Origin of the sequence: Mycolicibacterium sp. MU0050, assembly GCF_963378085.1 — a bacterium.
GTDB lineage: Bacteria > Actinomycetota > Actinomycetes > Mycobacteriales > Mycobacteriaceae > Mycobacterium > Mycobacterium wendilense.
On sequence record NZ_OY726395.1, the window covers coordinates 863,274 to 877,973 of the forward strand.

The 14,700-nt window shown below is 66.7% G+C and carries 13 protein-coding genes, 1 tRNA gene and 1 pseudogene; 7 read left to right on the forward strand and 8 right to left on the reverse strand.

The window, feature by feature from the left end:
• Window positions 1-18: 18 nt before the first annotated feature.
• From R2K23_RS04110 to R2K23_RS04120, 3 genes are read left to right on the forward strand one after another with little or no spacing between them, the layout of a single operon-like run.
• Window positions 19-1,128, forward strand: a complete 1,110-nt coding sequence (locus tag R2K23_RS04110; protein ID WP_316514501.1) for an iron-containing alcohol dehydrogenase — start codon at window positions 19-21, stop codon at window positions 1,126-1,128.
• Window positions 1,058-1,942: a dioxygenase family protein gene (locus R2K23_RS04115; protein ID WP_316514503.1), complete on the forward strand. Its 885-nt coding sequence runs from the start codon at window positions 1,058-1,060 to the stop codon at window positions 1,940-1,942. Before R2K23_RS04110 ends, R2K23_RS04115 begins: the two co-directional genes overlap by 71 nt.
• Window positions 1,939-2,802, forward strand: coding sequence for an AAA family ATPase (locus R2K23_RS04120; protein ID WP_316514505.1), 864 nt, complete (start codon window positions 1,939-1,941; stop codon window positions 2,800-2,802). Before R2K23_RS04115 ends, R2K23_RS04120 begins: the two co-directional genes overlap by 4 nt.
• 21 nt (window positions 2,803-2,823) lie before the next feature.
• On the opposite strand, the gene R2K23_RS04125 is transcribed toward R2K23_RS04120, so the two are convergent.
• Window positions 2,824-3,636, reverse strand: a complete 813-nt coding sequence (locus R2K23_RS04125) for an IclR family transcriptional regulator domain-containing protein (protein ID WP_316514507.1) — start codon at window positions 3,634-3,636, stop codon at window positions 2,824-2,826.
• Between the two features lie 43 nt (window positions 3,637-3,679).
• Complete coding sequence (locus tag R2K23_RS04130; protein WP_316514509.1) at window positions 3,680-4,318, reverse strand: hypothetical protein; 639 nt, start codon at window positions 4,316-4,318, stop codon at window positions 3,680-3,682.
• A gap of 36 nt (window positions 4,319-4,354) precedes the next feature.
• Here R2K23_RS04130 and R2K23_RS04135 point away from each other — a divergent pair, with 36 nt between their 5' ends.
• From R2K23_RS04135 to zwf, 3 genes are all read left to right on the forward strand, one after another.
• Window positions 4,355-5,668, forward strand: coding sequence for a VWA domain-containing protein (locus tag R2K23_RS04135; RefSeq protein ID WP_316514511.1), 1,314 nt, complete (start codon window positions 4,355-4,357; stop codon window positions 5,666-5,668).
• 269 nt (window positions 5,669-5,937) lie between these two features.
• Entirely contained in the window at window positions 5,938-7,221 is a 1,284-nt protein-coding gene (locus tag R2K23_RS04140) for a lipase family protein (protein ID WP_396893525.1), read from the forward strand.
• A 255-nt stretch (window positions 7,222-7,476) separates the two neighbouring features.
• Window positions 7,477-8,910, forward strand: a complete 1,434-nt coding sequence (gene zwf / locus R2K23_RS04145; RefSeq protein WP_316514515.1) for a glucose-6-phosphate dehydrogenase — start codon at window positions 7,477-7,479, stop codon at window positions 8,908-8,910.
• Between the two features lie 27 nt (window positions 8,911-8,937).
• Here the strand turns inward: zwf and R2K23_RS04150 are convergent.
• Window positions 8,938-10,519 (reverse strand): annotated as a pseudogene (locus R2K23_RS04150) (HNH endonuclease signature motif containing protein).
• A gap of 89 nt (window positions 10,520-10,608) precedes the next feature.
• Window positions 10,609-10,681: transfer RNA gene (locus tag R2K23_RS04155), tRNA-Arg, on the reverse strand.
• A gap of 125 nt (window positions 10,682-10,806) precedes the next feature.
• On the opposite strand from R2K23_RS04155, the gene R2K23_RS04160 reads away from it, so the two are divergent.
• Window positions 10,807-11,493 carry an SDR family oxidoreductase gene (locus R2K23_RS04160; RefSeq protein WP_316514516.1) on the forward strand — a complete coding sequence of 229 codons (687 nt, stop codon included), beginning with the start codon at window positions 10,807-10,809 and terminating at the stop codon, window positions 11,491-11,493.
• A gap of 1 nt (window position 11,494) precedes the next feature.
• Here the strand turns inward: R2K23_RS04160 and R2K23_RS04165 are convergent, their stop codons facing one another.
• From R2K23_RS04165 to R2K23_RS04180, 4 genes are read right to left on the reverse strand one after another with little or no spacing between them, the layout of a single operon-like run.
• Window positions 11,495-12,565 (reverse strand): hypothetical protein, encoded by a 1,071-nt coding sequence (locus R2K23_RS04165; RefSeq protein WP_316514518.1) that lies wholly within the window; start codon window positions 12,563-12,565, stop codon window positions 11,495-11,497.
• A gap of 35 nt (window positions 12,566-12,600) precedes the next feature.
• Window positions 12,601-13,383 (reverse strand): TIGR03621 family F420-dependent LLM class oxidoreductase, encoded by a 783-nt coding sequence (locus R2K23_RS04170; protein WP_316514520.1) that lies wholly within the window; start codon window positions 13,381-13,383, stop codon window positions 12,601-12,603.
• Between the two features lie 28 nt (window positions 13,384-13,411).
• On the reverse strand, window positions 13,412-14,119 hold the full coding sequence (locus R2K23_RS04175) for an anti-sigma factor (protein WP_316514522.1): 708 nt from the start codon (window positions 14,117-14,119) through the stop codon (window positions 13,412-13,414).
• Between the two features lies 1 nt (window position 14,120).
• A complete protein-coding gene (locus R2K23_RS04180) occupies window positions 14,121-14,699 on the reverse strand; it encodes a sigma-70 family RNA polymerase sigma factor (RefSeq protein ID WP_316514524.1) in 579 nt (192 codons plus the stop codon).
• Between the last annotated feature and the right edge of the window lies 1 nt (window position 14,700).

Here is a 14,700-nt window from a genome sequence, read left to right on the forward strand (position 1 = left end):
CTGTGAGGAAGTACGACAATGAACCGATTCATCCGCGAAAGTCTGCCCAGCCGAATAGTTTTCGGTGGTAACAGACTCGAGAGCGAGCTCTACGGCGAGATCCGATTGCTCGGGTCGGTGGCTCCGTTGCTCATCTCCAACGCATCCACCGATTTGAACCAATTGGTCACCTCGCTGCACCCGGGCTGGGCCGGCCAGTGGACCGACGTGCGTCAGCACGTGCCCACCGAGTTGGCCGACCGTTGCCATCAGCGGGCGGCAGATCTGAAGGCAGATCTCTTGGTCGCGGTGGGCGGCGGCAGTGCGACGGGGCTGGCGAAGGCCGTCGCGTACCGCAGTGGTCTCCGGATCCTGTGCGTACCAACCACCTACGCGGGATCGGAGATGACGCCGATCTGGGGCCAGACCGATGCGTTGAAGAAGACGACGGCCCGCGACAACAAGGTGCTACCCGCGACGGTGATCTACGACCCCCTACTGCTCGTGCCGTTGCCGGGGCCGGTGGTAGCGGCAAGTGGCATGAACGCGCTGGCGCATTGCGTGGAGGCGTTGTACGCGCCCAAAGCCGACCCACTGAGCACGCTGATGGCGGTGGACGCCGCGGGGTTGTTGTTCGACCATCTGCGGGCGGCTGCGCAGGCGGCCCAGGGATCGGCGCGGGGGGAGATCTTGTGGGCGTCGTGTCTGGCTGGATCGGTGCTGGGGACCGTCGGGGGGTCGCTGCACCATTCCATCTGTCACATCCTCGGCGGCCTGCACGAACTTCCGCACGCCGAGACTCACGCGGCCGTGCTGCCGCAGGCGCTGGCCTATCTACTCGATGCCGTGTCGCTCCGATTGCGGCCGCTGGCAGCACGACTCGGGGCTGTGGTCAATGAATTGCCGGGCATGATCTGGGATCTCGGCGCCAGCGTTGGCACACCGGCCGGGCTGTCCGAGATCGGCATCACCGAAGGCGACCTTCCGGGTATCGTGACGGCATTGCTGGATGCCAACCCGGCCGCGCCGGTGCCGTTGACACTCGAGGACGCCACCGAGTTGGTCGACAGGCTGTTCCATGGCGATCGCCCGACTGCATCCCGGCCTGTCGCGGCCGCCGGCGCCGACAGGAGGGGTCGTGCCACCTAGTCACGACATCACCGATCGGCTGGTCGCACAGTTGCAGCAGACGCCCAACCCGCGACTGCGCGAGGTGATGATCGCACTCGCACGGCACCTCCACCAATTCGCCATCGAAATCGAACTCACCCCGCAGGAATGGGAAGTCGGGATCGAATTCCTCACGGCCACCGGGCAGCTGAGCAACGCCGACCGGCAAGAGTTCATCCTGCTGTCCGATGTCCTGGGATTGTCCTCGCTGGTCGAGCAGATCGACGATCGGGACCGGCGGTCGACGGAGTCGACCGTGCTGGGTCCGTTCTATCGGGAGCACAGTCCGCGCCGGCAGGCCGGTGCCACGATCTTCGAGCGACCCAGCGGGACACCGACCCGTTACAGCGGGCGGGTCCTCGACCTCGACGGAGACCCCATAGCCGGTGCGACAGTCGATGTCTGGCAGAACGGCGCGGATCGGCTCTATGCGGCCCAGGATCCGAGCGCGCCGCCGGCCAATCTGCGCGGTGTGTTCACCACCGACGACGCCGGACGGTACTGCTTCGTGGGGGTGCGTCCGGTCGACTATCCGGTACCGACGGATGGGCCGGTGGGCACGCTGCTGAAAGCGACGTCGCGCTCCGAGTGGCGTGCAGCCCACATCCATGCGATCGTGCGCGCCGACGGGTACCGGCCCGTGACAACCCATTTGTTCGACGACGCCAGCGACCACCTGGACTCCGATGTCGTCTTCGGCGTCAAGGATTCGCTGATCAAACGTTTCATTCGCCATGAAACCGACGAGGGGTATTCCGTCGAGCATGACTTCGTGCTGGAACGCCTGCTGTGACCGCTCAACTCGCCAGTCCGGCCCACGTCCAGGACGGTCTGCGACAGCACGGCTACCTCGCCGACGCCGCGGTCGGCGAAGCGGTGTTCCTGGCCGACCGGCTGGGTCGCGCCATCCTGGTCGAAGGACCGGCCGGGGTCGGCAAAACGCAGCTGGCCAAGTCGGTCGCTCAGCTCGGTGGGCGTCCGCTGTTCCGACTGCAGTGCTACGAGGGTCTCGATGAGGCAAAAGCGCTGTACGAGTGGGACTATCGTAAGCAGTTGCTCCGGCTGCAGGCCGGCAATAACCAACGCCAGTCGACGTGGAGCCAAGCCCACGACGAGTTGTTCGATGAACAGTTCCTACTGGCGAGGCCCTTGTTGCAGGCATTGCAGTCGCCGGTCCCCTCGGTGCTCCTCATCGACGAGGTTGACCGGGTGGAGGCGGAAACCGAGGCGCTCTTCTTCGAGGTGCTTGCGGAGAACCAAGCCACGATTCCGGAACTGGGAACCATCGTGGGCCGCCATCGACCGCAGATCTTCTTGACCAGCAACGGTACTCGCGAACTTTCGGAGGCGCTCAAACGCCGCTGTCTGTTCCTGCACATCGGCTACCCCGATGCCGAGGCCGAGGCCGCGATCATCCGACAGCACCTCCCCGACATGAGCGCAGCGTTGTCCTCGCACGTCGCTCGAGTGCTGGCCGCGCTGCGCAAATTGGACCTCGGGAAGCCGCCGTCGGTGGCCGAAGGGATCGACTGGGCACGCAGTCTCCAGTTGCTGGAAATCGACGATGTAGCGGGAAACCTGGCCCGGGGTTTACCCGTGCTGCTCAAGAGTCGAAGCGATATCGACGCCGCCCTGGCCGCGTCGATAGGTTGACCGATGCCCGCCCGGTGGTGCTCAAAAGCGCAGTGCCAGAGAACGGTTGATATCGGCGGCGGCCACCAGCAGCGCCGGCAGTATCCGCTCGCGCATCTCGTCAGGGGAGACTCGGCCGGTGTGGGCGGAGATCGCGACGGCGGCGATGGTCTGGCCCTGATCGTGAACAGGAGCCGCGACGCATTGGACGCCGGCTTCGAGTTCCTGTTCGACGAGGCAGAATCCGTCCCGGCCTGCTCGCTGCACGGCTCGCTTGAGCGCCGTGACGGATTTTACGGTGTACAGGGTGCGATCGGCGGGTGCGCGTGATAGCAGGCCGGCGAAGTCGACCCCGCTCTGCGCGGCGAGCAGCACCCGCCCCATCGACGACGCGAACGCGGGGATCCGCGTGCCTACCTCGATGTCCATCGACATAATGCGCCGGTACGGCACCCGAACGGTGTACAGCACGTCGTCGTTGTCGAGCACACCCGCGGATGTCGATTCTCCAACCTCGCGGGCCAAGTCCTCCAGCCGTGTCCGGACGATGTCCCAGGTGCGATTCGTCGCGAGGTACGCGTGGCCGAACTCCAGGACCCTGGGCGCCAACGACCAGGTCCGCCCGTCGGTGCGGACGTATCCGAGCGCGTGCAACGTCATGAGCAGTCGGCGGGTGGTCGCCGGTGACAGCTCGACGGTCTTCGCCACCTCCGCCAGGGTCAGCGCCGAGGTGTCCGGTCCGAATGCGTGCAGCACCGACAGGCCACGGTCCAACGCCCGCACGTATTCGGCGGACGCACCGGTCTCGGGGCCTCCGGGCAGCTCCGAATCCAGTGTGGGATCCACAATCGTCACAATCCATCCCCGATCTCTTCGGTGTCTGCAGGGTACCGCTGACTCAGGATTGTGCCGGGCCGCCCCAACCTGCCGGCGGCAGTGGATCTGCCGACCGCGGACTGCCTGGATAGTGAGTTTCCAGTGTTCCCACCGCGATTGAAGAGAGTTGCGCCAAGTGATCGACGAGATCTCCTTGCGGGAGGATGCAGCACAGCTGGCGGATGCCGCCGGCGGCCAGCCGGGCTACCTTCTCCTGGACGTCTTCCAGCCGGCCGACCAGCGCGTCGTCGAGGTCCCCGGCCAGGTCTTGAAAGAGCGGATCGCCCGCGGCCCTGGCCTTGGCCTCGGCATCGGTGCGTCCGACACTTACTGCGACGTCGACGGATCGGTACTGTCGCCCTGCGACGGCTGCGAACAAGTCGCGGCCGGCCCAGGCAGGTAAGTGGTCGGCCGATGTCGGGGATTCGCCCGAGCGCCAACTGCGACGTACGACGGGCAGCGGTGATCCGAACTCCTCGCCGAGTCGGGCGGCATCGGCTGACGTGGGTGCCAGCGGGCCGTCCTCGGCGAACAGGATCGACTCCAGACCGACACGCGCGCCGATCGAGGTCAGTAACGACAGTTGATCCACTCCGCGGCGCAGATCCGCCCACACGGACACGGCAAGCAGGTTGTCCATTACCATCATCGGGTCTTTCACTTTGCGAATACTATTCCGTCTAGCGAAGGATTGTATATGGCGCCGTTAGCCGAGCCGGCTGACGTACTCCTTTCCCGGCTGATCGAACTGGCCGCGCTCGCACGCGCGCGCGGTGTGGCCGTCTCACCCGCCAAGACCGTCGATCTGATCGCGGCGATCGGTGTGGTCGACGTCCTCGAGCGGTCGGCTCTGCAACGCGTCGTACGGCTCACGCTGAGTGGCTCCGCAGCCGATGGGCCGGTCTTGGATGCGCTGGTGGACAGGCTGTTTCCCGCCATGGTTGCCACTGGAGCTCCGCAGGCCACGCCGGAACAACTGCGCGATCGGCTCGTCGACGCGGTCGTGTCGGGGGACCGCGCCGCAGCGGCGGAACTCGGGGGCCAGGCCTCGGGCCTGGTCGCCGCCGACCACGGCGACCAACCGGCCTCCCTCACCCGTGCCACCCAACAGGCATTGCGGGCCATGGAACTGTCGCAGGTCCTGCGTCGCGCGATGAAGCAGGCAGACGGCTTCGACAGCGACTCCGCCGAACTGTGGCGACAGGCGCTCGGGGCGTTCGAGGACGGAGTGTCGAACGGCCTTCGCGCACAGGGGTGCAACGACGCCGTCGACGATGGCGTGCTCGATGCCGACCTGATGCACCTCAGTGCGGCTGAACAGGTAGCGCTACGCGACTGCGTTCACGCACTCGCCCGGCGATTGGCCACCCGACTGAGCGCGCAACGCACCAATGCGGTCAGCGGGCGCCTCGATGTGCGCCGTACCCAACGCCGTGCCTTGGCGACCGGAGGGATCCCGCTCGACCCGATATTGCGCCGGCGGCGCCGACATCGACCACAGCTGGTCGTGCTGTGCGACGTCAGTGGATCGATGGCTGACTACACCCGGTTCTCGCTGGCGCTCCTCGGTGAACTTGCCAGCCAGATGGCGCACATCAGGGCGTATGCCTTCGTTGACGGCAGCGCAGACGTCACGCACCTGATGACCGCGTCCAACTCACTGGTGAGCCCGCAGACCTTGTTGCTCCAGCCGGGAGTCGTCACCGGCGATGGGCACACCAACTACGGTACGGCCCTGCAGTCCTTCCTCGACTCCCCGTCGCTGCACGTCGACATGAAGGCCACCCTCGTCATTTTCGGCGACGCCCGGACTCGGGGGCAGGGCACGGGTCTGGAGGCGTTGCGTGAATTGGGCCGGCGCGCCAACAAGATCTACTGGCTCAATCCCGAACCGCGCGAGCAGTGGGGCGTCGGCGACAGCAGCGCGGCGGGCTACGGGGCGGTCTGCACCGACATGGTCGAGGTGCGCACCCTCAATCAACTCGCTGACTGGATCGCCACCACCCTCTAGGTCAACCCCAACAGGGTTGCGCGCCACATCACATCGCGCATTCGGGACAGTCGCCGCGTAAAGCGAGTAGCTCCCCGATATACCGAGCAATACCTTGTGGCAAGCACCAAACCTGCCCGCTCTGATCCCGATCACATAACAGTGCACCAACATCAACTCGACAGGTACCGAGGATGCATCAGCCCCCAACGATCAACATGACACCGCCCAAGAGCCAGATACCTGCACACCGCGTCCCGATCCCGAAGTTTCGACGCGGACGGATTATCCTGAGGGCCTTGGCTGTCGGAGCGATCGCCGCCGTTGTGCTTCCGACGCTGCCGACCATCGTCCCCACAGCGCACGCCTATGAAAGCCATTACCAAGAGTTTTACACCCCGCCCGCTCAGTTACCGACCGCACAGCCCGGAGCTCTCATCCGGTCTGAGCCCTCGCGGCTGGTGCTCGAGCCGTCCGGCCAGTTGGGTGCGTACGTCGCCACCGGTACCCGAATCATGTACAGCAGTACGGATGCGCGGGGAAATCCCGTGGCGGTGACGGGTACCTATTTCGAACCCGACAATCCGTGGCCCAGTGACGGGCCTCGGCCGCTGATCGCCTTCGCAACAGGCCCCTATGGGCTGGGCGAGCAATGTGCGCCCTCCCGGATGTTCAATCAGGGGATTCACTTCTCGCAGGGCTTCGACCTCATGTTCGGCTACGAGGAAGGGTTCATCGCGACCATGGTCGCCCGAGGCTTCGCCGTGGTCGTCACCGACGGTGTCGGACTGGGTATCCCGGGGGCCATCCCGCAGTTCCTGAACCGGCTCGCCGCCGGGACCGCGCTTATCGACGCGGCTCGCGCTGCGCAAAAACTTCCGGATACATCACTGGAGTCCGATGGGCCAGTGGCGTTTTGGGGATGGTCGTCCGGTGGGCAGGCGTCAGCATCTGCGGCGGAACTGGCATCCACATACGCACCGGAACTCAGCGTCGTCGGCACGTGGAGCGGCGCACCGCCCGCGGACGTCGCCGCGCTGCTGCCGTACATCGACGGCAACCTGCTCGCTGGCGCCACCGGCTACGTGCTCAACGGAATCGTCGCTTCCTACCCGGAAACCGGCGAGGCGCTGGCCGGCACGCTGACACCGCGGGGCACGCAGATGGTCACTTGGTCGCGCAGCATCTGCACATTGCAGTCTGTCGCCAACTATGCGTTCCGTCATCTGGAGTTCTGGTTCAACACCGACCTCTACGAGCTGGTCGGCTCCGACCCGCTGAAGGGCCTGCTCGACGCCCAACGCCTGGGGACTCTGAAACCCAGAGGACCGGTGATGATCTCAACCAACAGGTGGGATTCGTTCAGTCCTTGGGCCGGGTCGCATCAACTTGCGGTGGACTGGTGCAATAAGGGGGCGGATGTGGAGTTGTGGACTAACGAGCAACCACCATTCCTGAATAAACTGTCGATCAACCACCTGCTGCCCTACTTCGTGGACGGTGAACGGGGAATGCAGTGGCTCGCAGACCGTTTCAACGGGGTCCCCGCCACGTCGAACTGCTCCGAGTTGTGACCTGGCGCAGCTGAAGACCTCCGGGATCGGTGTGTAGAACACCGATCCCGGAGGTCTTTTCACGCGATTTAGCTGAGTCCTATCCGCTCGGCGAGTCTTTCCCGGCCATCCGACCTAGTGTGCCGAACAGCGTTGCGGACCAGACTCGAGGTAGTGGCTCATTGTGCATCGGAGGTTGTCGTGACTGTAAGTACCCTAGCCGGACCAGGAACGCGCGCAGGCACACTCGCTACGGCACCAGTGCCTCCATCATCGATGGTGATCTTCGGTATTACCGGCGACCTGTCACGCAGGAAGCTCCTGCCGGCGATATACGACCTCACTGCTTCCGGTCTACTTCCGCCGGAGTTTGCACTGCTCGGCTTCGGCCGCCGGCAGCGAGCAGGAGTGCTGCCGATGATCCGCGAGGCAATGCAGACCGGAGCTCGGACGACTTTCGATGAACGCGTCTGGGACCGAATCGCCGAGAAGTTTCGATACGTCACAGGGACATTCGACGATGTCGTCGCATTCGAAGCTCTCGGCAGAGAATTGGCACGAAGCGAAGACACCATCGACGGGACCGGGAATGCCGTGTTCTACATGTCCGTCTCACCTGACCACTTCATCCAGGTGTGCAATCAACTCCGAACGGCCAATCTGCATACGCACTCGAGTGGCTGGCGACGGGTTGTTCTCGAAAAGCCGTTCGGCCGAGACCTTTACACGTCGCGGGTCCTGGGGGCAGCCGTCGAGACGATCTTCGGAGATTCAGTGTTCCGAGTCGATCACTACCTCGGCAAGGAGATGGTCCAAAACATTCTGACATTGCGTTTTGCGAATGGCCTGTTTGAGCCGCTGTGGAACAGCGGCCACATCGACCATGTGCAGATCACCATGGCCGAAGACATCGGGTTGACAGGGCGCGCTGGATACTACGACGGCGTCGGCGCCGTTCGCGACGTGGTCCAAAACCACCTGCTTCAACTGCTGGCGCTCATTGCGATGGACGAACCCGCCACCTTGTCCGCGAGCGATCTAGCTGCGGAGAAGATCAAGGTTCTCACCGCTGCAAGACTATTGGAGCCATACGAGCAGACTGCTGCGCGCGGTCAATACGTTGCATCGAGCCGGGGCGCTGAGCGTGTTCCGGGATTCCTTGAAGAGGAGGGGTTCGATGCCGCGTCGACCACAGAAACCTACGCCGCCATGACGTTGGAAGTGGCGAACCGCCGCTGGGCGGGGGTTCCGTTCTTCATCCGCTCGGGAAAGCGCCTCGCTCAGAGCAACACCGAGATCGCCATAGCCTTTCGGCCTCGCGATCATTTCGGCACACGGGTTGTTCCGTCGACGCAGAACACCTTACTGATTCGCGTGCAACCCGAGGTCGGCATCTCCTTGCGGATCGGCACCAAGGTGCCGGGGCACGGGATGAATGTGAAGTATGCCGATCTGGACTTGTCGTACGCGACGACGTTTCGCGAACAGCCCATCGAGGCGTACGAGCGGCTGATCCTGGATGTATTGCGCGGAGACGCATCCCTGTTTCCGACACAGGCTGAGATCGAAGCTTCATGGGCGATAGTCGATCCGTTGATTTCACATTGGGCCGCCGTCGGCCGACCCGATCCATACGAATCCGGCACCTCCGGCCCCCAGTCGGGCCACGACATCATCGAGCGCGCTCGGCGGGCCTGGCGCCCGCTCTGAGTACGGGCTGCGCTAACGACGGGTGGTTCAGAAGGGTGGTTCGTCGTGGTCGGGGGTGGGTTCTTCGGGTGGTGGTCGCCAGTCGGCGGTGATGGTTTCGCTTTCGGGTGGGTCGTTGACCCAGCTGCAGAAGGGGCTGGTGCTGGGGGTGCCTTTGAAGAGGTGCAGTTTGCGGCGGACTTCGTTGCGCCATTGGCGGAGGTCGATTTCTTGGGCGCGGGCGCGGTTGAGGTGTTGAGTTTCGGTGTTGGCGGCGCGTTTGGCGGCCAGGCCGTTGCGGGCGTGGATGGTGCGGCGGGTTTTTTCGGCGTGGTGGTTGCGCGGCAGCGGGGCCGGGGTGCCGCATGCGGCGATGTCGTCGAACAGTTCGGCGCCGTCGGGGGTGCTGCGGTAGATCCGCCCGGTTGGTGAGGTCCACTCGACGGTGCCGTCGTGCAGTTGTTTGTCCCGCCAGCCGCCTGGGCCGGAGTGAAAAGTCTTCAGCCGGTGGTGTTCTCGGCATTTAGGGTCGAGGTTTCCGGTCATCGTCCAGCCGCCCCGGAAGGGATGGCGGTGGTCGAACGGCACGGCGTGGTCGAGGTCGGCGCCAGGCCGAGCGGTTGCAGCCCGGGAAGCTACAGGTGAGGCTGCGGCACCGTACCCAGCGGGTGGCGGCGGCGCTGGGTTGGTGGCGCAGTAGTTCCTCGGCTTGGGGGACGGGTTTGGCGGTGGGACGTAGCAGGGCGCCGGCGTCGGCGAGTTCGCGGACTTGGTCGGCGTCGATGACGCCGTAGCCGTCGAGGTAGCCGGGGTCTTCGGAAGTACCGGTGAGGGTGTCGGCGGTGGCGATGAGGTTGATGACCACTCGCCCGGTGGCGGGTTCGGGGGTTCGGTTGGGGCAGTCGGTGTTGGTGCAGGCGCAGCTCAGGGTGGTGTGGCCTTCGCCGAGGGCGGCCATGGCGTCGGCGCGGCGTTGGTCAAGGGTGCGGGGATCTTCGGGGCAGACTGCGCGGGCCATCTGGGTGAGGCGTTGGTCGAACAGCACCGCGGCTGGGGCCGTGAGTTTTCCGTCGATGCGGGCCATGCCGTTGGGTTGGGTGCTCAGGGTGACGCGGCGGTCGGTGTCGGCGGTGGTGCGGCGTTCTTTGGCGGCTTCGGGGTCGGTTTTGCGGATCACGGTGTCGATGGTGTTGATCAGTCGGCGCCGTGACCAGCAGTCCCAGCCGGTGATCTTGTCGGCCAGGGCGGCGTCGACTTCGGGCATCAGCTCGGCGTGGACGTAGTCGGTGCGGGTGATGATCGCGGTCGTATCGGACCAGCTGATTTTTCCGTCGGCCAGCAGTGCGCCGATCCGGGGCAGGCGGGTGTCGAGGGCTTCGGCGACGGCGACGAGTTGGCGGGTCAGGTACGGGGTGGTGTTCATTGCGGCGCCGACTTCGGCGCAGGTGCGGGTGAATCCGGTGATCAGGGCGTAACTGGGGTCGGTCTGGTCGTGGCCTTCGGCTTCGGCGGTGCGTTGCGACAGCAGTGCGGCGATGGCGGCGGCGCGTCGGGCGTGGGTTGCCGATTCGGCGTGGCGGGTGTCTTCGACCACCGCCATCAGCTCGTCGGCTGAGCTCGATTCGAGCATGTGTTCGATTCTACACGCCCGTGGAAGCGATGTCGAGGAATTTGCTGGGGAGGGGAGAAAGGTTGTGGAGAGGTCGCAAAAACACAAAGTGCCCCCGGCATGATTCGAACATGCGACACCGGCTTTAGGAGAGCCGTGCTCTATCCCCTGAGCTACGAGGGCAACGACCGGCGGAGCGTGCATGCCCACCCTTGGCCAGGGCACAGCGTACCGCCCAGCTGCTCCTCCCACCGCTACCGGCCGTAACCGGATCCGTCGGCCGGCCACCGGGATTATGGTCGAGCGTTATGACCGCTCTCGCCGATCAAGCCGTGCTCGTGACCGGGGCCAACCGCGGGATGGGCCGCGAATACGTCGACCAGCTGCTGGGCCGCGGGGTCGCGAAGGTGTACGCCGCCGCCCGCAACCCGGACTCGGTCGAAGTCACAGACCCTCGGGTCGTCCCGTTGCGGCTCGACGTCAGCGATGCGGACTCGGTGGCCGCGGCCGCCGAGACGGCCACCGACGTCAGCGTGCTGATCAACAACGCCGGCATCTCCCGCGGGGTGTCCGTGCTGGTCCCGGACACCACCGACCTGCGCGACGAGTTGGAGACCAACCTGTTCGGCCCGTTGGCCCTGGCCTCGGCGTTCGCCGACCGGATCGCGCAACGGTCGGGCGCCATCGTCAACGTGGCCTCGGTGCTGGCCTGGCTGCCCATCGGCGGCACCTACAGCGTCTCCAAGGCCGCGCTGTGGAGCGCGACGGACTCCATGCGCATCGAGCTGGCACCGCGCGGGGTGCAGGTGGTCGGGGTCTATGTCGGACTCGTCGACACCGACATGGGCGCGTTCTCGGACGCCCCGAAGACCCCGCCGGCCGACGTGGTGCGCCAGGTGCTCGACGGGCTCGAGGCCGGCGCCGACGAGGTGCTTGCCGACGACTTGACCCGGCAGGTCCGCGCCCAACTGAGCACGCCCCTGCACGAGCGCTGACTCACCTGCGGCCCAGCGCGCAGTCCGGCTCGCAGGTCCGGGGCTCGGGCCGCTCACCCAGCCCGGTCAGTTCGTTGACGACGGGCGCCAACAGCTGCGTGTAGACCTGGTGGTCCATCAACCCGAAGGTGTGGTTGCGCGTCAGGTTGTACTCGGCATTGCGCAGTTCGCGCACCCGCGCCTGCTCCGCGGTGAGCTGTTCGGGAGACCGGGCCCGGTCCGCGATGAGCTGCTCGACCTCGGAGAGCCGGTACCCGCAGGCCTGCAGAAAGTCCAGGTAGGCGCTCAGGTGCGCGCGGTCCGAACTCGGCCAGTGACCGTCTCGGTCGAGGCCCCATTCAAAGGCCGCGATCACCATGGCCAGCGTGGCGATGGCCGGGCGGCCCGTCCGCCGCACGGCCGCGGCGCCGTCGATCTCGCCCTCGAGCCCCAGTAGTTCACCGGCGATGGCCATGCTCGCGTTGCACAGCAGTGTGCCCAGGGCGTGGAAGTGCTGCGCGACGAATGCTTCGGCACCCGGCGGCGGGGAGGCCCGGGACAGCAGATGGTCGCGGATCCAGGCTCGACGCACACCGGCGACATCCTTGGCCTGGGCCCGGATGGCCGCGTACTCCCGACGGTCGATCAGGGCGTCCGCGCGGGCCTGGGTGCCCAACACCGTGGGCCGGGCCCCGGTGTAGCCGGCTCGTGCGACGACGGCGCTGATCGGGGCCGGCTGCGCGGCCCCGTCGGACAGATACTCCGCGCGGACCGACAACTCCGAGTCGCGGGCCAACTGCCCCAGCGCGGCCGGCCGATAAGCGGTGCGGCACAGTTGCGTTCCGCCGCGCTCGGGTGAGCGCGGCCAGATCAGGCCCACGGCGCGCCGACGAGACGGATCGTCGGGTTCCAGGTGGACCTGCCAGGTACCCATCGGTGGCAGGAATCCTTCGGCCAGCGAGACCAGCAGGTCATCGACTGTCGCGGCGGCGGGCATCGCCCAGAACTGGACGTGCGATTCGGTGTCGTCGCCCATCGCGACGGAGGACCGGTCCACGGTGAGGCGCACGAACTCGGCCGGTTGGTTCGTCATTTCGATAATCTAACTGCCGAACGCGGCCCCTCCGGTCACCGAATTTCGGCGATCACCTTCGCGAAGTAGGCCGAATCCTTGTACTGCACCGAGAATGACGTCACCCCGAAGTCGTCGCGCAACGCGCGCAACCGGTCGGCGGAGTCACGGGGCGTCCCGGACAACACCCCGGGCAGGGCCAGGATCTCCTCGTCGGACAGCCCCGGCGCGTAGCGGCGCGGCAGGGTCAGGTCGGGCAGTCCCGAGTCCCCGGCCGGCGCCGCGGTGATCGCCAGGTCCAACACCACCGGGCGGCCCTCGGCACGGGCGCGGACGAACTCGACGCGGTCGGTGCCGGTCAGCCCCACGATGTCGGCGTACCGGGCGGCGACGGTCAGGACCCGGTCGCCGTTGCCGGCGATCAGCAGCGGAATCTCCGGATGGTGGCGGCGCAGGTGCTTTGCGACGTGCTCGAGGTGGGCCACCCGCTCCCCGGCAGAGGGGAAGGGAATCTCGGCGGCCTCGAACTCCTCCCGCACATACCCCGCGCCCAGGCCCAGGTCGAGGCGGCCGTCGCTCAGGGTGTGCACCTCGGCGGCGTCGCGCGCCAGCAGGGCCGGACTGTAGAAGGCCGCGTTCATCACGTACGTGCCGACCCGGATCTTCGACGTCGACTGCGCCACCGCCGCCAGCACCGGGAACGGGGCGGGTGCGCCGAGATGATCCGGAATGTTGAGCACGTCGAACCCGGAATCCTCGCACCGCCAAGCGGTTTCCTGCAGAGAAGCACGGGAACGCACGGTGTTGATCCCCACGGCGAAGCGGAAGTCGGCGGTCATCACCGCATGATGCCACGCGCCGGGGCGGCTAACCCAGGGGTAATTCGGCGAAGACCGCGCCGGTCGGTTGCTCGGAGCCCGCGCCGGGCTCGACGGTGAAGGCCAGGGTGGTGGAGTCACCCAACGCGGGCACCACCGCCGTCGTCGACGGTGAGACGGTGGCGGCGTCCATGGTGCCCGCCGACGTCGCGCGCTCGGCGTCCACGAGCCACATCTGATAGACGGTGCCCTCGGCGGGCGGGGCGACGTTGTTCATCACCAACACCCCGGCGTCGCGCTCGTGGGAGTACACGAAGGTCGCCGTGCCGCCGGTGGGGATCGGCCCCGACACCGTCCGCACGTCCGGCGCCGCGAAGATCAGCTCCGCGGTCGACGGCTCGGCCGCCGGGCGCATCGACAGGCCGATGCCCACCGCGCCCAGCCCGATCACCACCGCCGCCGCGGCCGCCAGAGCCGCGGACCGCCACCGGCGCGGTGATCGCAGCGGGCGCACCTTGTCCGCGGCGACCGCGGCCAGGATCCGCCCGCGCAACTCGGGCGGCGGTTCCAGCGCGGTGGCGGCCGCGACGGTGGCCATGGTCTCGCGGACGGCGCGGACCTCGTCGAAGAACGCATCGGCCTCCGCGGCGCCGGCCAGCCGCGTCTCCAGTTCGTCGCGTTCGGCCCGATCCAGCGCGTTCAGTGCGTACGGCGCGGCGAGGTCCAGCAGATCACCGGGGGGATTCGGAGCGCTCATCTCACCGCATCCCCAGGCAATTGCGCAGGTTGCGCAGGGCGTCGCGCATCCGTGACTTGACGGTGGCCAGGTTGGCCGACAGCTGCTCGGACACCTGCACGTAGGTCAGGCCGTCGTAATAGGCCATCTGCACGCATTGGCGCTGCAGATCGGTCAGGCCGTCCAGACACTGGGTGACCTGTCGGCGCTCGTCGCGCACCAGTACCGACTCGCTGACCTGGTCGATCGCCGGCTCGACGGACGCCGCACCGTACTGGGAATTCCGTCGGCTGGCGGCCTCCTCGCTGCGGACCCGGTCGACGGCCCGGCGGTGGGCCAGGGTCATCAGCCACGCCAACGCGGAGCCGGAGGCCGGGTCGTAGCTGTCGGCGGACCGCCACACCTGCAGGTAGACCTCCTGGGTGGTCTCCTCGCTGTAGCCGGGGTCGCGTAGGACCCGCGAGACGAGCCCGAACACCCGGGCGCGGGTCAGGTCATAGAACTCCGCAAATGCATCCGGGTCGCGCCGCGCGACCCGGCGCAACACAACGTCGAGGTCGTCGGCCACGGATGCGAGCCTAGCTGGCGGGGCGGCAATCATG

Coding starts and splice junctions, on each gene's coding strand:
- R2K23_RS04110 (WP_316514501.1), top strand. CDS start 19: ATGAACCGATTCATCCGCGAAAGTCTGCCCAGCCGAATAGTTTTCGGT.
- R2K23_RS04115 (WP_316514503.1), top strand. CDS start 1,058: ATGGCGATCGCCCGACTGCATCCCGGCCTGTCGCGGCCGCCGGCGCCG.
- R2K23_RS04135 (WP_316514511.1), top strand. CDS start 4,355: ATGGCGCCGTTAGCCGAGCCGGCTGACGTACTCCTTTCCCGGCTGATC.
- zwf (WP_316514515.1), top strand. CDS start 7,477: ATGGTGATCTTCGGTATTACCGGCGACCTGTCACGCAGGAAGCTCCTG.
- R2K23_RS04160 (WP_316514516.1), top strand. CDS start 10,807: ATGACCGCTCTCGCCGATCAAGCCGTGCTCGTGACCGGGGCCAACCGC.
- R2K23_RS04165 (WP_316514518.1), bottom strand. CDS start 12,565: ATGACGAACCAACCGGCCGAGTTCGTGCGCCTCACCGTGGACCGGTCC.
- R2K23_RS04170 (WP_316514520.1), bottom strand. CDS start 13,383: ATGACCGCCGACTTCCGCTTCGCCGTGGGGATCAACACCGTGCGTTCC.
- R2K23_RS04175 (WP_316514522.1), bottom strand. CDS start 14,119: ATGAGCGCTCCGAATCCCCCCGGTGATCTGCTGGACCTCGCCGCGCCG.
- R2K23_RS04180 (WP_316514524.1), bottom strand. CDS start 14,699: ATGATTGCCGCCCCGCCAGCTAGGCTCGCATCCGTGGCCGACGACCTC.